21 protein-coding genes are annotated in these 19,208 nt (G+C 59.6%); 3 read left to right on the top strand and 18 right to left on the bottom strand.

Annotated features, from left to right (window positions below):
• Positions 1-30: 30 nt before the first annotated feature.
• Both OSH12_RS23130 and OSH12_RS23135 read right to left on the bottom strand, forming a co-directional pair.
• Positions 31-1,515: a DUF1254 domain-containing protein gene (locus OSH12_RS23130; RefSeq protein ID WP_266345997.1), complete on the bottom strand. Its 1,485-nt coding sequence runs from the start codon at positions 1,513-1,515 to the stop codon at positions 31-33.
• A gap of 59 nt (positions 1,516-1,574) precedes the next feature.
• Positions 1,575-2,126, bottom strand: coding sequence for an SMI1/KNR4 family protein (locus OSH12_RS23135; RefSeq protein WP_266345998.1), 552 nt, complete (start codon positions 2,124-2,126; stop codon positions 1,575-1,577).
• Positions 2,127-2,287: 161 nt separating this feature from the next.
• Between OSH12_RS23135 and OSH12_RS23140 the strand changes: the two genes are divergently transcribed.
• Complete coding sequence (locus OSH12_RS23140; protein WP_266345999.1) at positions 2,288-3,310, top strand: helix-turn-helix domain-containing protein; 1,023 nt, start codon at positions 2,288-2,290, stop codon at positions 3,308-3,310.
• 75 nt (positions 3,311-3,385) lie between these two features.
• Here OSH12_RS23140 and OSH12_RS23145 read toward each other — a convergent pair whose 3' ends face one another.
• From OSH12_RS23145 to OSH12_RS23155, 3 genes are read right to left on the bottom strand one after another with little or no spacing between them, the layout of a single operon-like run.
• Positions 3,386-4,258 (bottom strand): ParB/RepB/Spo0J family partition protein, encoded by an 873-nt coding sequence (locus tag OSH12_RS23145; RefSeq protein ID WP_266346000.1) that lies wholly within the window; start codon positions 4,256-4,258, stop codon positions 3,386-3,388.
• Complete coding sequence (locus tag OSH12_RS23150) at positions 4,258-4,914, bottom strand: hypothetical protein (RefSeq protein WP_266346001.1); 657 nt, start codon at positions 4,912-4,914, stop codon at positions 4,258-4,260. Before OSH12_RS23150 ends, OSH12_RS23145 begins: the two co-directional genes overlap by 1 nt.
• The gene (locus OSH12_RS23155; protein ID WP_266346002.1) at positions 4,914-5,831 is read right to left on the bottom strand and encodes a recombinase family protein; all 918 of its coding nucleotides are present in this window, start codon (positions 5,829-5,831) and stop codon (positions 4,914-4,916) included. Before OSH12_RS23155 ends, OSH12_RS23150 begins: the two co-directional genes overlap by 1 nt.
• A 281-nt stretch (positions 5,832-6,112) precedes the next feature.
• Between OSH12_RS23155 and OSH12_RS23160 the strand changes: the two genes are divergently transcribed.
• Complete coding sequence (locus OSH12_RS23160; RefSeq protein WP_266346003.1) at positions 6,113-7,366, top strand: site-specific integrase; 1,254 nt, start codon at positions 6,113-6,115, stop codon at positions 7,364-7,366.
• A gap of 136 nt (positions 7,367-7,502) precedes the next feature.
• On the opposite strand, the gene OSH12_RS23165 is transcribed toward OSH12_RS23160, so the two are convergent.
• The 13 genes from OSH12_RS23165 to OSH12_RS23225 all read right to left on the bottom strand — a co-directional run bounded on the left by OSH12_RS23165 (position 7,503) and on the right by OSH12_RS23225 (position 18,074).
• Complete coding sequence (locus OSH12_RS23165; RefSeq protein WP_266346004.1) at positions 7,503-8,069, bottom strand: hypothetical protein; 567 nt, start codon at positions 8,067-8,069, stop codon at positions 7,503-7,505.
• Between the two features lie 10 nt (positions 8,070-8,079).
• Positions 8,080-8,448 carry a DUF3768 domain-containing protein gene (locus OSH12_RS23170; protein WP_266346005.1) on the bottom strand — a complete coding sequence of 123 codons (369 nt, stop codon included), beginning with the start codon at positions 8,446-8,448 and terminating at the stop codon, positions 8,080-8,082.
• Between the two features lie 80 nt (positions 8,449-8,528).
• Positions 8,529-9,101: a tyrosine-type recombinase/integrase gene (locus tag OSH12_RS23175; protein WP_266346006.1), complete on the bottom strand. Its 573-nt coding sequence runs from the start codon at positions 9,099-9,101 to the stop codon at positions 8,529-8,531.
• Between the two features lie 432 nt (positions 9,102-9,533).
• Positions 9,534-9,905: a hypothetical protein gene (locus tag OSH12_RS23180; RefSeq protein ID WP_266346007.1), complete on the bottom strand. Its 372-nt coding sequence runs from the start codon at positions 9,903-9,905 to the stop codon at positions 9,534-9,536.
• A 143-nt stretch (positions 9,906-10,048) separates the two neighbouring features.
• Positions 10,049-10,363 (bottom strand): hypothetical protein, encoded by a 315-nt coding sequence (locus tag OSH12_RS23185; RefSeq protein ID WP_266346008.1) that lies wholly within the window; start codon positions 10,361-10,363, stop codon positions 10,049-10,051.
• 54 nt (positions 10,364-10,417) lie between these two features.
• Positions 10,418-10,558, bottom strand: a complete 141-nt coding sequence (locus OSH12_RS23190; protein WP_266346009.1) for a hypothetical protein — start codon at positions 10,556-10,558, stop codon at positions 10,418-10,420.
• A gap of 353 nt (positions 10,559-10,911) precedes the next feature.
• Positions 10,912-11,172, bottom strand: coding sequence for a hypothetical protein (locus OSH12_RS23195; RefSeq protein ID WP_266346010.1), 261 nt, complete (start codon positions 11,170-11,172; stop codon positions 10,912-10,914).
• 179 nt (positions 11,173-11,351) lie between these two features.
• The gene (locus tag OSH12_RS23200) at positions 11,352-12,512 is read right to left on the bottom strand and encodes a lipase family protein (protein WP_266346011.1); all 1,161 of its coding nucleotides are present in this window, start codon (positions 12,510-12,512) and stop codon (positions 11,352-11,354) included.
• Between the two features lie 1,379 nt (positions 12,513-13,891).
• Complete coding sequence (locus OSH12_RS23205) at positions 13,892-14,446, bottom strand: 3'-5' exonuclease (protein ID WP_266346012.1); 555 nt, start codon at positions 14,444-14,446, stop codon at positions 13,892-13,894.
• Positions 14,443-15,609 (bottom strand): hypothetical protein, encoded by a 1,167-nt coding sequence (locus tag OSH12_RS23210; protein WP_266346013.1) that lies wholly within the window; start codon positions 15,607-15,609, stop codon positions 14,443-14,445. Before OSH12_RS23210 ends, OSH12_RS23205 begins: the two co-directional genes overlap by 4 nt.
• A complete protein-coding gene (locus OSH12_RS23215) occupies positions 15,609-16,505 on the bottom strand; it encodes an AAA family ATPase (protein WP_266346014.1) in 897 nt (298 codons plus the stop codon). Before OSH12_RS23215 ends, OSH12_RS23210 begins: the two co-directional genes overlap by 1 nt.
• Positions 16,502-16,996: an HORMA-1 domain-containing protein gene (locus OSH12_RS23220; protein WP_266346015.1), complete on the bottom strand. Its 495-nt coding sequence runs from the start codon at positions 16,994-16,996 to the stop codon at positions 16,502-16,504. Before OSH12_RS23220 ends, OSH12_RS23215 begins: the two co-directional genes overlap by 4 nt.
• Position 16,997: 1 nt before the next feature.
• Complete coding sequence (locus tag OSH12_RS23225) at positions 16,998-18,074, bottom strand: CBASS oligonucleotide cyclase (protein ID WP_266346016.1); 1,077 nt, start codon at positions 18,072-18,074, stop codon at positions 16,998-17,000.
• A 68-nt stretch (positions 18,075-18,142) separates the two neighbouring features.
• Here OSH12_RS23225 and OSH12_RS23230 point away from each other — a divergent pair, with 68 nt between their 5' ends.
• Positions 18,143-19,207 carry a helix-turn-helix domain-containing protein gene (locus OSH12_RS23230; RefSeq protein WP_266346017.1) on the top strand — a complete coding sequence of 355 codons (1,065 nt, stop codon included), beginning with the start codon at positions 18,143-18,145 and terminating at the stop codon, positions 19,205-19,207.
• The last annotated feature ends 1 nt before the right edge of the window (position 19,208 follow it).

Raw genomic sequence — 19,208 nt, forward strand, 5'->3', positions numbered from 1 at the left:
ATACGGGGATGGAAGCGTCAAGCTTGGGCGTCACTTCACTTTCACGAGGTCGTCCGGCTTCCAGGTCTGGTCGTAGAATTCAGTCCCGGTGCCATAGAGGCGAACGGTCGCCAGGAAATTCCGGTCCGGCACGGTCTGGATGAAGTTCGCATCCGGCGCGCCGGCCGGCTTCTGTGGCCCGAACCACAGATCGACGGAGCCGTCCGTGTTGGTCGCGACCTTGTTGAAGGCGTTGATCGAGGGGAGAAGCTGCGGCGTTTCCGGCATCGTGCCGTCCGTGATGTCATAGGCGGTCACGGCCCAGAACAGCTTGGCGGGCGGGTTGGCCGGCAGATGCAGCTTGTAGCTCTGCGAGCCGTTCAGGAAGTCGCCGTCCGCATCCCGCAGCGTCGTCGGATATTTCGATCCGGCATCCAGCGTCCGCATGACCATGGCCGGCGCTGACGAATAGGCCACCTGGAAGTAGGTCGCCCTCTGGTTCACGTCGAGATAGCTATCCTGCAGCCATTCAGCCGTCGCCCCGCCCCAGACGTTCTCGTATTGCCGGTCGGTGTAGTAGCGATTGCGCCCATCCGGCCGTCCGAGCTGGCGCAGCGCCAGGATCATCTTCGGCGCGGTTTCGACGGCCTTCTTCAGGAGTTCCTGCTGCTTCGGGTCCGGGTTGAAAGGCTGCCCCTTGACGATGCCGATGGAGGCGAGCACGCCGCGCAGTTCCGGATCGATGGCCGCTACCGGCTCGTAGTCGACGAAGGCCTTCAGCTTGGTCCAGAAGCTGTTGTCGACCGGGTACATCATGTCGATGCGCTTGCCGCTGCCGTTCGGAAACTGCATCGGCTTCACGTCTTTTTCCGACGCCCAAAGCGGGTAGATGCGCGTCTGCTCCGCGAGTGCGACGGCGGGCGCAGGGTCCGGGCCATCATCGCCCTTGCCCATGATGGTGCGGAAGAACAGGAAGACGTTATTGGTCGGCGACGTGAACGTGTAGTAGCCCTTCGGCACTTCGCCGTCATAGCCAGGCGGCAGGAGCAGATAGAGCCCGCCGCGCGCACGGTCCGGCCCGACCGCGCCTACATCGGTGATGGTGCGCTGGAAGAAGTCGGTGAACATGCCGATGACGTTCGGCGGCGCGGCGATGACGAGCGGCCCGGTTTCCTTCAGGTCCAGATAGTTCATGGAGTAGATCACGTCGGCGTTGGGTGTGGGCACCCAGGCGCGCGCGTCCATCCTGTCCTTCCAGATCGGCAGGACGTTGTAGCCCTTGCCGAAGGCTGCCTCCGATCCATCGCGCATTCCGATGACGTTGAGGGCGGGCAGCATGGTCATGTAGGCATGCACGGCGCGCTGGTAGAAGAGTTCGTCGCGCAGCGCTTCCGCCTCGGGGGTCGGCAGCCAGTTGCCGTTGTTGAGTTGCCGGACCAGCGGCGAGGCCGTCTGCTCCTGCGCCGACACGGAAATTCCGGAAACACCGCACAGCAGGGCCGCAGCGACAGTCCAGCGTACAAGGTTCGTTCGCATCACCTTCTCCTGATCGTCACAAGCTTCGTTGGTCGTGCAGAGGCGAGCCAATTCGACCGTTAGTCGCTCAGCCCGTCGTAACCGTCATCCAGCCGCCAGGTGCCGGCCTCGACCCCGTCAGCGATCCGCAGGAGCCATTGCGTGAGGCTCGCGGCGATGACCGAACGTCGGGGGTCGTCGTAGAGAAACCAGATGATCCGGCCATAGCGACCGGCCGGCACGGTGCCGAGGTCCATGCAGTAATGATCGCCACGCGGGCTGCCGAAGAGAGGGAGCCATTCGCTCGACCAGATGGGAGGCTGATCGCCTCCGGGACCCGCAACACCCGTGCCATAGCGCAGGCACAAATCCTCCCAGGTGACGCGCACCAGATCGAGCGGCAGCCAGCGCTGGTTGAGGCACAAGCTTGGCGCCCCCTCCGGCTGGCCGTCATGCGTGGCGTAGAGCATGCGGATCTCGCATGGCATCGTCTTTCCAAGTTGGGTTTCGAGCCTCGCCAAAGACCCCATCTGAGCGGCTGGCCGGAACAGCGGCAGGCGGTCCGGGTGACGCCGCATCATCCAGGCCTCTATGCGCTGGATCGACCGGACGGCATCCGGGCTGCACGACATGCGCGGCGCTCCTCCCAAGCAGGCTTCGCTCGTTCACCAGTGTTTGATATGCCTACGCGAAGGATAGATCGTGCCGGACTCGCCTCAAGACCCGGCGCGTGCCAATAGTTGACTGCGCGTGCCAAATGGATCGGTGCCGTCACCAGCGTCAGGAGAGGGCAATGGACTCCGGAGGCATCTCCCGAACCTTCTTTTCGACCCATGACTTCGATGACTGGCGGGACAGCATCGGCGTCATCTTCGACGTGGATCGACCGGAGGGCGCGCCAGAGGAATTCAGCGCCGAGGTCGAGGCCTTCCAACTCGGTGACATGATCCTCGCCAATTCCCGGCTTGGCGCACAACGCTATGTCCGGAGCCCGTCACAGGTGCGACGCGACGGGCTCGACCACTTCCTGCTCAATCTCTACCGGACCGGGGGGGGGCGGGCTCGAACGGATGAGGGTGATTTCCAGGGCGGAGCGGGCCAGATCTCGGTGCTCGATCTCTCGCGCGAACTCGTCAGCGACGAACCGCAGTCCGACCTGCTGGCCCTGTTCCTGCCGCGCGCCTTGATGGAAGAGCAGCTACCGGATCTCGGCGCCCTGCACGGTCAGGCGCCCCAAGGTCCCTATGCCGTGCTGCTTGCCGAGTATCTGGATCTGCTGGGACGACGGCTTCCGACCCTTCTGGAGGGGGATGGAGGCGCGCTTGCCCGCGCGACCCTCGATATCCTGACGGCGTGCATCAAGCCGTCGCTGGCCCATGTCGAGGCCGCGCGCCCCGGCCTTGAACTCGTCCTGCTGCGTCGCGCCAGGCGCTTCATCGATGCCCATCTTGGCTCGGAGAAGCTGACTGCGGACACAATCTGCAATGCGCTGGGCGTATCGCGGCGGACGCTCTATCGGCTTTTCGACAAGGAGGGCGGCGTGCAGCACTACATCCAGGGCAGAAGGCTTGAAAGCATCCGGTCGCGGCTTGCCGATCCGAAGGAGACGAGGCGGATTTCGGAGATTGCGGCCGACTTCGGTTTTCTCCGCAGCGATCATTTCGCCCGCGCCTTCCGGCACCAATTCGGCCAGTCACCGCGCGACTCGCGTGCTCCGGACAGGCAGAAGCAGGTTCCGGCTCCCGTCCGTATTTCCCACGCGCCCGACACCGGGTCACCGGGTTTTGACGACTGGATCCGGACGCTGCATGCCTGACGGGAGGCGCGTGGGAAAGGGTATTGGCGTGCCGCCTATGCAAATTGCATGGCTTAAGGAGTGCATGGGAAGGCGTCAGAAGTCGGGGATGTCGTCCTCGCCTTCGTCTTCGTCGAAACCCACATGCTCCGACAGGTGCCTGACGAGCTGCTTCAGGTTTCGCCCGAAGTAGTGGGAGAGGGCCATGGCGGCTACCTCTGGGTTCTGGGAGAGCTTCGTGCTGAAGGTCTTGGCAAGCCTGTCGGCCCAATCATTGGCAAGCGCGTCCAGCCTCGCCTGCTCCTCATCATCCGTGAACGGCTCCGTGGAGATGCCCCTGGCCGTCTGCTGCGCCTGCCACCATTCCCGGTAGGAAAAGGCATCAGACCCGAGATCCTTGGCTGCACGGCGCATAAGGGCGACCTGTCGATCCGAGACGCCCGCTGCCTGGACGATCATCACCTTGGTGTAGAGCTTGCCCATCAGGACGAGCCTCCACCCGTAGTTCATCCGTTCGCGGGTGCTCATGGGCAGCTTGGCGCGGCTGTTGGCCTCACCAGCCGCCAACACGGCCTCGTCGACAGTGCCCGTGAAGGGCGCAACAGGGACAGGCTCTCCCCAGCGGGCAAGCTGATAGGCCAACATCCGGTGATGGCCGTCGATCAGGTACGCGTCTGGGCCAATCCACGCCACGAGAACCGGCTCCAGCTCCTTGCTGACCTCCAGACCCCGCTTGAGATCCTGAACGTGCTTCTCGTCGGTGCCGTTGAGGCCACGTGGCTGGAACAGCTCCGGCAGCTGTTTGATCGAGTGCCAGGGCAATCGGTCCGGCAGTGGCGAGGGAGACGGCTGCTTGGCCTTCTCCGTCAGCTCGGCGAGGAGCTGCACGGGCACGAAACGGCTCCGCTCATCCTCAGCCCCAATTGCTGTAGAGGCCTCGGCAGTGGCCAGTGAGAGCACATCTTCCATCACTGCAATTCCCTCATCGCTTCCGCCAGCCCTGCCGCGCTTGCCGCTCGCGCCTCGCGGTCGCGCGCTTCGAGCCGGGCGAGATGGACGCCAACCCCGCCCAGCGCCTCGCCGATCCACTGAGCCATGATCAGGACCGCCCTCGGTGGAATGTCGCGTTGGAGGCGCTTGGCGCGACCGCCCGGCCACTCATCCACGTTGGCCTCCGTGAGGCCCCGCAAGCGGTGGATGAGCTGAGCCCTGAAGGCCTCATCGGAGCGCAGCCGCCTGAGGTCGTGCTCCTGCAGCAGATACATCGCGAAGACCGTCTCGGTGATGGCTCGCGGCGTCACGGCCTCGCCCAGGACGACCACCTCGCTGGCCGCCGTGCGCTCATAGCGGTTCCCCGGTACGCCCCGCTTGGCCTCGCCAAGGATGGCCCGAGCATGGTCCACGACCGTCTGCCAACGTGCCTCGGAATGCGCCCAGGTGGCGTTGTCGGCGTTTTTCTCGATCCGCTTGCGCACCAGCGCCACGAAAGGCGCAAGTTCAGCCTTGGTCACCGCCGTCTGCTCGGCATGTCCGTGGCGGCGAAGGTTGCTCTTGTGGGTCGGGCAGAAGGTGCCGTAGCGGGTCGTATGCGCGCCACATCCCAGCACGCGACAGGGTCGGATCATCAGGGCCTCGGAGCGGCAATCAAAACGGCATCCATCCCCGGAGAGACAGACGCGGAACTACAAGAACGGACTGGCAACAGCCGGTGACGCGACCTAGCCGTGATGGCCTGTCCCGTCAACCAGTCGTGGGCGTGGCACCATCGGGGGACACGCGTGGACTCGATCCCTTGGGCGACATCACGAGGCCGGTGCCGCTTCCCTGACGATCCGGTCGACCTGCTGACACCGATGCCGAGTTCCTTGGCGATCTTCACCTTGCCCTTGCCGGCTGTGCGCGCCTCCAGCACGGCGGCGTGGACGCCAGCCCATTCGGCGGCCTTCTTCCGGTCCTTCTCGGTGCCCTTGGCGGGGCGTCCGAGCTTGGTGCCGTAGGCCTTGGCGCGGGAGAGGCCGGCGTTCACCCGCTCGCGGATCATCTCGCGCTCGAACTCGGCAAACACGCCCATCATCTGGAACATCGCCTTGCCGGCCGGCGTCGACGTGTCGAGGCCCTGCTGATGCAGGTAGAGGTCGACGCCCTTAGCGTGAAGCTCACCCAGGAAGGTGAGAAGGTCCGTCAGCGAGCGGCCGAGGCGATCCACGCTCCACGCGGCGAAGAGGTCGATCTCGCGGCGCGCCACCGCCTTCATCATGGCGTCGAGACCCGGGCGCTTGTCCCGTCCCTTGGCCCCCGAGATGCCGGCATCCTCGAAGGTGGCGACCACCTGCCAGCCATGGCGCTGTGCGACCGCCTCAAACTCGTGGCGCTGGTTCACGACCGTCTGGCCGGTCGTCGAAACGCGGAGGGACGACTTCCAGCATGCGGATATCGACTCTCCCCAACCTTGGCGTATCCCCTGGATGGCTCGGTAAAGGGCAGTGCGACTTGCTTGGCGCCCTCGACGGGGTACGCGGATGGGGTACCTAACGGGGTACACACCTAAGCGAGTCGCCCATGTAAGTGGCTGAAAGTGCTTGTCTTTTCAGGTCAATCGGGGTGTTGGTGGAGCCGAGGGGAATCGAATCCCTGACCTCTGCAGTGCAATTGTCGACGTCACGGCTTTTCGCGATATCCCGCCTAGTCCTAGGAAGTCATAAATAGATATAAAATCAATAGTTTAAGCTTTTTTGTTCATCGCTATGGCGTTTGACTTTTCCCTGTTTATCCCGATGATGTGCTCACGATACGCTCACGATACGCTCACGAATTGGGGAAGCCATGCGGTTGACGAAGCGTGTGATTGACGACTTGGCGGTTTCGCCTGGTGAGCGGGAAATCTTCCTTTGGGATGATGCGGTTACGGGATACGGCGTGCGGGTCAGCCCAACCGGTCGGAAGGTACTGTTGGTCCGATACCGCATCGGCTCGCGTCAACGGTTCCTTTCGCTAGGGCCTTTGGGCTCGCCATATACCGTCGAAACCGGTCGTGACAGGGCGAGGAGTATTCTGCGCGCGGTTGCTGAAGGAGATGATCCCCAGAGCAAGAAGATGGAGCAGCGGCGAGAAATGACGGTCGGGGAACTGATCGATCAATATCTGTCGGTTGGCCCCACTGACAAGCCGTCCAAGCGGCAATCGAGTTGGGTCACGGACGCGTCCAATTTAAATCGACACATCCGGCCGTTGGTTGGCGGTCGGCTGGTTAGTGAAATGTCGAGTGCGCATGTGTCGAAATTGCGCGCTGACATTGAGCGCGGCCGAACCGCAGTAGACGAAAAAACGGGCTATCGCGGCCGAGCCATTGTTCGCGGCGGAGCCGGCGTCTCGAACAGAGCGATCAACGTTTTTCAAGCCATGCTGACATGGGCACTCAAGCACGAGTTGGTGTCGTCAAATCCCGCCAAGGGCGTGGCGCGTACAAAAACGCAACGCCTGGAAAGGTTTCTATCGGAAGCTGAATCGGGTCAATTGCTGGTCACGCTTGACGCGCTGGAGGCCGAGGGGCGTGTTCACTCCGTCTATTCCGCCATCATTCGGCTACTCTTGTTTACTGGCGCTCGCCGATCCGAAATCGTCGACTTAAAATGGAGCGAAATTGACTTCGATCGCTGTTACATTTTGCTTGCGCCAGCGCGCCACAAGACAGGGGCAAAAACGGGCTCTAAGCGCATAGCACTAGCGCCAAGTGCCCTCGAGATCGTCGGCAGCCAGCCTCGTGTAAGTGACTTCGTTTTTCCTGCATTCCGGGGTGTTGGTCGGCTGGATGCTCCGACGTCTGGGTTGGGAAAGGCGTGGGATCGCGTGAGAGAAGCTGCAAATTTGGCTGGCGTACGACTTCACGATTTGCGTCACACTTTCGCATCGTTCGGTGTTTCGACAGGCGAGACGCTCTATTCGATGGGTAAGGCGATGGGCCATTCGAGCGGGACTATGACCGAGAGGTACGCTCATCTTGCTGACGATCCGATCCGCGCAGCAGTTGGTCGTACTGTCACGGCGATTGAACGCACTCGCTCCAATAACGAACATTGACGGTCGTTGCGATTTCATCCGAACGAGATGTCCAAGACTAGTCGTCTTTGAGGTGTCGTCGCGCTCGGTGGCATATCTGTTGGCGGCTGAAACCGGTGATCCGCCCTCTGCCACAAATTCCGTGCGGCTGGTCAGATCAACGACTGCTACCCTTTTTCAGAAGGTCCAACCGTAGCTCCACGATCGACGCCGCCTCGATGATTTCCTCCCTCTCGCAGCGCCGGATTAGGACTCGACTAAACCGAGCACTGTCATAGAAGGCGACGTACTGGCCGGTGACGGCGCAGACCGTGGTCCAGTGATCAAACTCGCCGCCAAGCCCGATGATGACGCCAGTGCCAGGTTTGGCCGTATGTCGCGCCAGCCACGCGATCACCGTGCTTGGGTCGGTATCGGGCTCGTTCTTGAACGGCCGGCGAGCCGTCAACCGAACGGTGTTTCGTCGATCCATATGCGACACGGCCGCCTTGATAAGAATCCAAAGCGGTCGTGTGTCGATGCCGTATGTCACAACGGACAGGCTGCCGACTTGCTTGTGAGCCTGCTTGGCCAGCATGAAGAACAGCCTCTGCCAATCAGTTCTATCGAGTGCGGATTGGGGGCCGAGGCAAAGCCGGACGGCGTTGACGATGGCGTAGATACCGCAGAGACAGTCGAGATCGCCCTGCTGGTACAGCGGCAGCGGTTTGACGGGCTTGGCCAAGGCTGCACCGTCAATATTCACTGGCCAGCATAATAGTCAGGACACGCGCGGTGAGCTTCGCGTCGGCCGGGTCCGGGGAGTGCAGTCGTAGGCTGCGGTCGTAATCGTCGATCTTGAAGAAGACCGGCTCACCCGCTGCCTCGAGCGAGCCGAAGTCGCGTTCTCCATAGGGATCGTTGTCAGCGTCGAAGCGATCGAACGCTGCAACGGCAGCGACGATCGCCTGAACCGCGTCGTAGCCGAGCGCGGCAATCCCATCCGTCACGACTACGGATCCACCAACACCGTTCGTGCGCAAGGCGTCATTCAGCCGTCGAATGCGGCTAAGCCGAGGGGGAACTTTTGGCTGCTGCGATCCGTCGAAAGTATATTTGTTCATGATATGTTCCTTTTGCAGACAAGCGTCTTCGGCGGAGGAGGGCCTCCGTCGGATGCGAAATGTCAGATTGCGAGGATGGTCTAGAGGAGGCGAACTAAGCGGCGCTGAGCGGCTTCGTCGCCATCAATGTAGCCCTGTGTCGTTTTCAGAGACCGGTGGCCGACCAGAAGCTGAACATCCCGTAGCGAGCCACCGGCCTTTGTTGCGAGGCGGGCGGTTTGTGTCACAAACGTTCGACGACCGGAATGCGACGAGCAACCGGTAAGACCTAATTCGTCGTAAAGCTGCGCGAACCAATTGACGATCGAACCGGCGGTCATCGCACCAGACCGCTCTGACCGAATAACCGGGCCGTCGGTTGCATCGACCCTCAATGCGATCAGCGCGTCGCGAAGGGTGGGGTGCATTGGAATGCGCCGACCACTTCCCTTTTTGGCTGCTTGAGTTGGAAGCTCAATCATGGTGCCGACGCGACCACGGCTATCGGTCACCATACGCCATGTCAGTCTGGAGACTTCACATGCGCGTAAACCGGCTTTGACGGTGAGTAGAATAATGGCGATGTTTCGGTCGGGATGTCGGCTGCACCGTGCCAAATTAAGCGCGCGTCGAACATCCCGACCGCCAAGAACTTTGGCTGGTTGTCCTCTCATTAAAGCCTCGTGTGAAAAAAAAGGCGTGGCAGTCGGTCAATCAATACGTCGACGCCATACGCAACACATCATTGCACAAGTTAAAAATAATGTCAATTATTTCAATGCCTTACCTTCTTTAGAGTAAATCTCGCGCGGGGGGCTCCAGCTTCAAGGAGACGCAACTTCACTTTCTTTTGCGGACGCTCAAAGCTGACCATTGTCTCATTGAGCTCCAAGTACCATCGCCATGTCGTGTGCGGCGAGCACCTGGCGCGGCCGTTCGGGTCGCAGCCCTCGGCCCCACCAGGTGACGCTGCTCTCAGTTGCCCCGGACTAACAGCAAGGCCGAATTCTTAGTTCAGACGTCCCTGCGCGAATGAGCCTATGCTACGGCCTCCGACACGACCAAGCCGGCAAGGAGCGCAGCTATTGCCGCGCTCGTTGCCATCTCTATACGGCGAGTTGGTTATGCTGGATGCTGAAGGTGCCGGGCATCATTATCCGCACCAGGGCTTCGACGAAGAAATAATCGCCGAACATGACTGGCCACTGCACGCCGATATTGTGCGGCTTCGAATAACAGCCCTTCGTCAACAGACCGCGATGCTCGGGTGATGTCGCCAGATAGTCCGTGCAGAGGCCGGTGAGCAGGCGCTCTGCCGTCTGCTGCCATTTCTGCCTGGCGGCCGGATCGGGATGCAACCGCGCCAGATCAAGCGGGCCGGCCGTCATGATGGCGGTCGCGGATGTATCCAGCGGGGCGTCTGGAGACGTATCGGCGAAATCCCAGGGCGGCACGATGGCCCCGCCGAGCTGATCCAACCATTTGCCGGCGACGATCTCGCCACGGTTGAGATAATGGCTGTCTCCGGTCGCGCCGGCCGTTGCCGCCAGTCCGTAGACCGACCATCCCGTGCCGCGCGACCAGGGCGATTCATCGTGCTGGCCCTGATAGGTGTAGCCCTTCAGCCGATCGCCGCTCGTCGTGTCATATTCGACCCGCGTGATAGAGCGGCAGGTCTGGGCGCGTGAAGGCGCGGTCTGTCAGCATGCGCCTCGGCGGCGAGCATGAAGCTGGCGTCGCCGCTTTCGGTCGCTGCCCAATAGAGCAGGGGGATATTCGCCATCGTGTCGATCGCAGAACTGGCGCGCACGCGCGGGTCGTTCATCGGCCCCCAGGACGAGATGTAGGTGACGACCAGCCGGTCGCGCAGGCGGGCGGCGGCGCGCAGCGCGATGTCGCGATAGTGGCGTTCGCCGGTGATGCGGTAGAACGGCATCGTCGAACTCAGGAAGATGAAGCCGATGTCGTGCGTGTTGCCGTCCTCGGCCCGCTACTCGACAAGCAGCATTCGTTCGCGCGCCAGCGCCAGGAACTTCTCGTCCCTTGTGTGCGGGTAGGACGCCAGCAGCAGCCCGACCCAGAAGCCGCAGAACCAGTTGCCATGGCTCCAGTTCGCGTTCCCATGGACCAACAATCGATCGCTAGGTGTCGAGCGGCTGCCAACAGCTGAAATCACAAGACTAAAGCTGCCGGACCGTTATGAGCGGTAAAACAGACTGGAGCAGGTTTAGGGGGGGAACTAATATTCACATAGAGCGCGCTTTGTGTTTAGTAAATCGTTCAGCATCAGAACAATCTAGTACGTCGGCACTAAGGCCGCCGTGTCGAAGTTCGCTACGGGCGCTGGTAATGCGTCGCAGTTCATCAACCAGAATGCCGCTACCATGCTGACACGAGAATAGTATCAATTGTCGGGTGACACATTTAATCCCGCTCTCGAAGATCGCACGTGGTATGAACATACAATTGAGCTACCGGGCAGGTCTAGACTAGCGCGATTATCCGCTCGATGCGTTTTTCCGCGAAGCCAGCCTCAAATTTCGACCCGCCAGCCAGAAATGCGTTCTGGAAATGCGGCTTACCGCGGAGCATCAGCGTAAGCGTGTCCTCCGCCGGGCCGATCACGCAATGATACTTGGGCACGCTTAGCCCAAAAACGTCGCCCGCTGCGAGCTCTGTATGGCCGCCCGGCTCGAGATTGGGCGCTTCTGGCTTTCCGTTGTTGCTAAACTCGAAATGAAGCATGTCTCCACGGAGGACCCGTGAAATTTACCACTTTTACCATCAGTGGTTTCTAGTACCCTTATTGGGTGCTGCGCATGGGGCGGCCTAGCGCCTTCATCGCGGATGCAGGACCGTGAGCATCTCAACCGCAGTTAGCGGACTGACCTCTGCAACCCGTTACGTTGAGCCGAAAGCGGCGGCTAGAACCAGTACCGCCATGAAAGCCATTTTAGCCGACCTGTTCCAGAACAATGATACCGATACACGGCGTGGCGCAGCCCCACCCAGTCCTGTTCTTCTGGGGTGGGCATGTAGTCGAGCTTATACCAGGTGTTCTCGGCTTCCCACTTCTCAGCGAGCTTCGCGCACTGGATATCGGGATTCGAGCCGCCTTCCATCCATTCCGATTGGTCAGTCCATTTCCGATCGACAATCAGCGGAAGAATGATGAATATCATAAGAATCGCGACGAGGATCATCTTGATCTTTATGATAGTCAGGATCCTCATAATCAGAGGAAGCTCGTCTGGGGCGTCGGCATCGACGACTTCGCCCCGTTTCAGAAATGGCACCCACGCCTTCTCGCAATGCTCTTTGGTCAGAAAGTCGCTGTGATGGAACCCGCGATACCATCGCTCTGCTAAAGGAGCACCTTGATAGCCGTGTGAACCGATGGACCCGTAACCCCAAGTCACGCTCGTCGCAAGAGCGGGCCAAAAATCCCGCGTTCCTATCTCATTTAAGATGGGAGAGGTGAAACGGCTTGTGAGTTGCGGGAACGGAAAGGTGTTGGGGATGACGCTGCCGCAAAATATTACGCGATGCCACTTCAGTCTGAATTCCTTTTCGATGATGCGGGAGACGACGTAGCTTCCGAAGCTGTGCGAGATGATTGAAACTCGATCTGGCTTGTGCATATCGATCGCCGCGTCGATCTTGGAGACAACGACTTGGATCGCCAATCGCCTCAACCAGTCGATCGGCAGCAAAAAACGTATGACCCCGAAATAGCCGTAACCAGCTGGCTCGCATTCGAAGCCAGCTCGCGTCAGCGTCTGTCCGACCTGGGTCATCCAATTCGCCCGAGTATTAATTCCGTGAACCAGGATAACGAGGTGTTTGGCTTGAGAAACCTTGAGTTTGAATGTCCATAATTCGACATCTGGACCAATATCAGCATGCGCTGATAGCTCACGGAACGACGCTTGAATCGTGATCCGCGCGGTGGTCGGCGAGATTTGAATCGCTGCTCTGCCGCCAACCGTCTTGATTTCCGTCAGGAAATTGCCGTCGACGAACACTTTTACGACGGCCCCGGCCAAGGGCTTGTCGTCCTCATCAAATACATCGACTACGATCATCCGGTCCGAAAGCATTTAGCAGCAAATCTTTATGGTTACGCCTTGGCCTTGGCATGTTATGCATCCCTGCTGTGATCGGCCATCGGCGCATCGGGCAATACACTTGTCAGCGTGCTCCCGACGGTGAAGCACGTTCCCGACGATCGTATGGTCACCGACGAAGTGCAACGAGAGCTGGTCGTCATGGTCCAGAGGGCCGACGAAAGCTCTTCCCACATTCGGAAAATCAATGCCGGGATATTTGACTTGGAGGAACAAGACGATAGGTTCTCGGGTCACCAAGTCGATCGCCTCTGTTCTGGTGGTCCCGCGGTCCGTGGCGCTGATGTCATAGGATTGAGCATGTATCATGCCCGGGACGCGCGGCCCATTTAGAAAGCGGGTGAAATCTCTCGAGTGTCCGCGGAAATTTCTGTCGGCAAATACAAGGGATAGCTCGACAGCAAGCGTGTGAGCTTTGGCAAACGCTAGGTGCAGGTCGAATGCCAAGTCAAAGTCCTCCGCCACAGCCGTGTTCGGCTCTCGATTTCAATTAGCAGAGTTACTCAACTCCGGAAACTAGGGCGCGCATCGATCCATTCTAATATTGCGGGATATGCATCGCTCGGTCGACCTAAGTCTTGTAAGGTCACTTAATTGCTAGCTGATGGCAAAAGCGGTGAACTGCCCTGAGTTGGCTAGGGAATGCCTCTCGTGGAGTGCATAGTGTGGCAACCCGAGTGTGTGATTGAATCCCACCAAGTGTTGAGCCAAGGCGACCGCGATACCTTGCTCGTCCTGGGCGAGTTGTAAAGAATGAGGCCTGCCGGCAGACCAGCTGGGCGTCGGGTGGTAACAGGGTGGAAATTGATGCTGTTGACGACTGACGACAAGCCTCTAGCAGCAAGGTCTGCAAAATTCGCGCACTACTTCCGCCAAATCAGAGATCGTATGAGTATAGCAGACTTACAAGCGGCTGAGGCTTACGTGGACGCGCTTATCGAAAGTCAGAGGCAGGATGAAGTTCACGTGGCCAGCTGGTTGCCTGGCGCCAATTGGGGCGGAACTCCGCTCCAACCTATCTGGGATGCTTGTTCTCGGCTTTATCCCAATGGGGATCCGCATGAAATGTCGGCGAGGTTCTTCGGGCAGCTTGTTCGGTCGCGATTTCATGATCATCAAGACACTTGGTACTGCACGCTAAACGAGTATGTGGCGCGCAGTTGGATCTATTTTCGAAAGCGATAGATCTAAAAGACAGTTGGTATCGTAGTCGACGAGCACTCTTGAATTGACGCTGAAGGCGGCTGCTCGAATGGCGCTTTGATGTGCGCGATCATGAGGGCCGAATTGGATAGCCAAATCGATACGCTCGACATCACTATGCCAAACTAGATCGCTTATTGGTGCGCCAATAGATCGCGCCATATCAGACGAAATATCTCTGCTTGGTAGCGCGCATCGCACAGAGCGTCGTGTGTACCAGAAAGAGCAGGCTTGAGATGCTCCGCGATCCTGCTAGAGCGCGTGTCGCGCCAAGAGCAGCGCATCGCGCCCATGTACAGCGCCTTGATATCCAAAGCTGTGAAGCCGAACGGGTTTGCTCCTGAGAATCGATGGAAATAATAGTTCACGAAAGACCAGTCGAACGGTGCGTTGAACCCGACGAAGACGAGCGCGTCATCGGGGCCAGCCAGCGTCGCCAACCAACTCGAAAACGTCTTCATCGCAGCTTCGGGCTCGAGCCCCCGCCCGCGCAGCTCTTCCATAGAAAGCCCGGTCACTTCTAGCGCTTTCGGGTCGAACTTGTCGTTGATGGGTTTGACCTCGACGGTGAAGCCGTTGTCTGGATCGAAAGCGGAGCAGGCGCCGATCGACAGCAGACTGTATTCGCCCGGGATCGGCCCCGCAGTCTCGACATCGACTGAAATGAAGACTTCGCGAGGGCTGTTCATGAGATCAGGGGCTCCGTGGGAACAAGCGTCGGACGATTACGGATCGCGGTCCAATGCTCGAGGAACGCCCGCCTCCGATCGTCGGCGCTGCCGCTCGCTTTCCAGTGATGACCGGCGAACGTAGCGATGTCGAACGGCAGGTTTGCACCTTCTCGTGCTGTGACCATTGTGGGTAGGCCGCGCCCGAGCGCATAGCCCAATTCAAGAAAGCAGTTTGGCCGGGCGCCAGTGATGTCAGCGAGCACGACGCTGCTGCGATGGAGCTTGGCGAATATCTCCTGATCGATCCGGGCGTGGTCATAGGTCTGTCGTCCGTCGATAACGATCAGACGATAGCCAAGTTCCCCTTCCAAAACCGGTTTTGCCACCACGTCGAAGAAATCCTGCACGTTTGTGTAGTCCTCGTGGTCGGGGTTCAGCAAACGCACGGCGAACGCCTTGGGGCGGTCGAGAGATTCGAGCAGATCGACAACCGCTGAGACGCGATCGGGAATGCTCTGCCGTTTGGGAAAGCCGATACGGTTGATCCAGTCATGCGCATCACCGTCATCGGCGATCTGGAACAGGCGACGCGTTTGAGCACTTGCGAGGCCGAATGCATAGAGCCGGCGCGCGCCCTTGGTTTCGGCGCCAATCGGAAGGTTGAGCGGTATGATCGGCTTGCCAGCATCGTGATAGAGGTTCGCCAGATACAAAACCCCTTCGTCGCCGCCGAGTGCGATCAGCACGTCGCCGAAGCGCGCCTGCGCCTCCATGCGTTTGCTGTTCATGTTCCAATAGGCTGCGCTCTCAATTTTGATCAACTGGGACGCACGGAGCTCGTCCCACAGGTCGAGGTATTCATCGGGAATTTGTTCCTCGGTCTTGTGGTGCTGCACGGCGACGATGAACGGTCCGGGCACGTTCTGGGGCCGATGAATGAGGTTGTCCTTCACCGTCCTCCAGACTAGCCAGTCGAAGCAGACAGGCATCCCATCGACGTTCCGCTTGGGTTCGGCATCGACGGGAATGACGAAGTTGGCGCCACGTTTCACGAGCTCCTTGACCAGGAGGGCGATCAATTCGCGCGCTGCCTCAACATCGGCCGTCGGCGCGAGCGTCAGATCGTTTACGACACTGCCGGAAATGTGGATGCGGCGGCCGAACAGGGGAGACCGAGCCACTATTTGTCCTCCATGACAGGAGACGCGTGAAGGGTGGACGCTACCGTCGATAGGTCCGCGAAGCTCAGGGCGCGGTCGGGGTACGCCCTTGCGAGTGCAGCAGGATAGAGCCGTGTGCGAATGTCAGAGTATGTCCAGGCCGGACGGCTATCCCGGGCGCCGGTCAGCCGCGTCAACTCGACGAGTTGGGACTGCGGAAGTCCGAGGCCGGCAAGGTCCATCTGGAGAAGCTGTTGGCGTTCAGCATCGCTGGGGCGGGCGAACGTCTCAATGATGGCGGCTCGCCGGAGCAGGGCCGGATCGAGAACCGACAGGCGGTTGGTGCAGAGGATCACGATGATTCGGCCGCCATACTGCCTGAGATCGTCAATGCCCTGGATCAGGGTGTTCACCGCAACCTTGTCCTCATGGTGGCTGTGATCCTGCGCGCGGGACGCCGCTAGGCTGTCGCCTTCATCAATGATCAGGATCGCGCGTCTGCTTTTTCCGACCGACTTCGTGACCGTTCGGAAGGCTTCGGCAATCAGGGTGCCCATCTCGCCGACCATGCCATTGCCGCGCACCCGGTTCGACAGCTTGAACAGCATTGAATCCGAACTGCGTGCCTCGGCCACCAGGCGGTTGGCGATGCATTCCGCCATAGCCGTCTTACCGGTGCCAACATCGCCGTGGAAGATGACCAGCGGATACTGCTCGGCGACGAGATCGCACAGCCCGAGAGTGCCACCATGGTGTTTCTTGTTCCACTCGTCGAGCTCTCCAACGTTCAGAAGGAGCCGAAGTTGGTCGTGAACGCGGTCGTAGCGTTGATCGAAGCCAAGCAAGGTCTTCTCGCGCTTAGCCAAGTTGTCGCTCGGAAGCGCCGTCTCGCTGTCAAAAATGCTCGGCTGGCTCATGCGGCCCAATCCTTCCTCTGCATCCCGTAGGTGCTGCTGACATAATTGCGGCCGCCGGACGAATTTAGGCTGGAATGGCTGGTGTCGGCATGGGAAGTGGTCCAGCCGATCTTGAGCTTGCTCCGCGTCGCCTCGCGCGCCGCGCCCGTGTAGGCAGCGGTGTAGCTGATCACGATCCGCAGATCGGCACTGGCAACACGCGGCCACAGCACGCCACCGGGCCGGCTGGTACTCAGCGTTCCAGCATCGGTATCGACATCGAAGCGAACGGCCTTCAGCTCGATGCCATTTTGCAGCAGGGTCACGTCAACCCAGGCAAGATAGCCTCCTTTGGCGAGCACCGCGACATCATGAGCGTAATCGGCCGCCTGCTGAGGCGTCCATGCCCCGGTGCTGTCCGCGATCATCGCGAGATCGGCCCGCACGCGCCGGACGACGTTTTCGATATCGGTTGTCGTATATGTGGCCGAAGCTGTCTTCGTCTGGCTCATGTCAGTCCTCCGCCTTGAAGCCCGGACCGAAGACCTCTTTCCAGACTGCATCATCGTCCTCGACCGACGCGAAGTTCACCGTCTCCCAGGCTTCCTGCGCCGCCGCGACGATCTCCTGCCGCTCCACCTCAGAAATTCGGCTGGTGACGTTATTGAAGCTGTAAACCGGATCAAAGATCACGACCGGTTCGGAGAACGAACCGAGCGGAAGCGTGTTCTCGGGAAAGCTGATCTGATCCTTGAGGCCGGACTGAGCGATGTAGAGCAGAAAGTTGCGGAAGCGCTGTTCAATGCTGCCCTCCTTGCCCCCTGTGGCGAGCACATGCGCCATGATCAGCTCAATGGTGAAGGACTTGAGTGGCTTGATGTCCGCATAGTTGCGCCATTTCTTGGCCAATCGGACCAGTGTCCGAAAATCGCTGTCCTGGTTCTTGCGGTCGCGGACGAATTGGATCTGGCTAGGCGCGCATGTCTGGAGCTTCGAGCCGTCGTGGATGTCGAACTGCCAGCCATAGCCCGGACGTTTCTCGTCTTCGATCACCGGTACAATGTCGACACTCAATCCTGTACCGACGAACTTCACTGTTGCCGCCTTGCGCTGGATCTCGAAATCCTCGACAGACTTGTTCGGGTAAATCTTGATCAGCAGTTCGTAGATCGTGGCGCTCAGGCTATCGAGGGTTTCCTTGCTCGCGTCGCGGCCGGAAATGTAAAACACCACATCGACATCGACCGGATCGTAAGTCGTCTTGCGGAGGATCGTGAACTTGGCGAAGGAGCCGGCCTTCACGACCTTTGTGATCTTGATCTCGGTTTTGTCCTTGACGCTGTTGCGCAGTTCCTCGATCAGCCGATCGACCTGTGCGTGGTATTCTTTGCGCTTATCCGCCGGCAGGCGGAGTACGTTGCTGTCGTAGTAGCGAAGCTCGGTATTCGTGAGAGCCATGACGGTTCCGTAGGCCTGACACTGTTCGAAGCGATCGGGACAGGCCGTTCCCGCATCGACATACGACGGTTTACAATTTGGACGATATCTCGACCTAGTTCCCAATATCGGTGTCGGTTCAGCGCGTTTCAAGAGCTTTCGGTTTACAAAAAATAAGATTAATTGTAATTTTGGAAACTGCGAATTGCAAGGAGGCTGCTATGATCGGAAACAAGCTCAAGGTCGCTCGATCGGCGTCGGGCCTCTCGCTGCGTGCGCTCGCGGATGCGATGAATGGTCTCGTGTCTGCACAGGCGATCGGCAAATATGAGCGAAACGAGGATATGCCGAGTTCGCGGGTTCTGATCGTGCTAGCGAGGGCGCTCCACGTCTCGGAAGAATACCTTCTGAGCGAGGACGAGCTTTCACTGGAAGGCGTGGACTTTCGCAAGAAGGTAGGAACGTCGTCCAGAGAGGAGGCTGCGCTGGAGGCTCGCGCGATCCATATGCTGGAGCGATATCTGGCGGTGGAGGATCTACTTCACATGCGAAGTGTCGAATGGGAGCAGCCGCGCAGCGCACCTCATCCGGTCGCCGATGTGCGTGACGCTGAAGACGCTGCACGCTCGGTTCGCGAGGACTGGGGGCTAGGAAACGATCCTATACCCCAACTCGCAGAGCTTCTGGAAGAGCGGGGGATCAAAGTACTTTCGCTCGACCTCGACAATGTCGATGGCCTCGCCGCCAAGGTGAGGCGCAAGGACAGGGATGCCGCCCGCGTCATTGTCATCAAACGGAGTACATGGTCGGAACGTAAGAGGTTCAACCTGGCGCATGAGCTGGGACATATGGTCATTGCGCCTTCTGCAGATGTTGATGAGGAGAAAGCCGCACATCGTTTCGCCGGTGCATTCCTAATGCCTGCCGACGTTCTGCGTGCAGAAATCGGCGCACACCGGTCGTCAATTAGTATTGGTGAGTTGGTTGCTTTAAAAAAGCGCTTCGGCGTAAGCATTCAGGCGCTTGCTTATCGCTGCAAGGATCTTGGGATTATCAGCGATGCGGCATGCGCGCAGTTGTTCAAGATATTTGCCGAGCGAGGGTGGAGGGCTGCTCCCTATGAGGAACCCGAGAGTATGGCGCCAGAAGTGGAGGAGCCGCATCGTTTCGAACGTCTATGCTACCGTGCGCTTGCTGAAGGTGTAATCGGAGAGTCACGAGCGGCCGAACTTCTCGGCATTTCTGTGAGAGAGCTCGACAAGCGCCTGGATCAGGTGGCGGTTTGAC

Origin of the sequence: Kaistia terrae, from assembly GCF_026344005.1 — a bacterium.
Lineage (GTDB): Bacteria > Pseudomonadota > Alphaproteobacteria > Rhizobiales > Kaistiaceae > Kaistia > Kaistia terrae.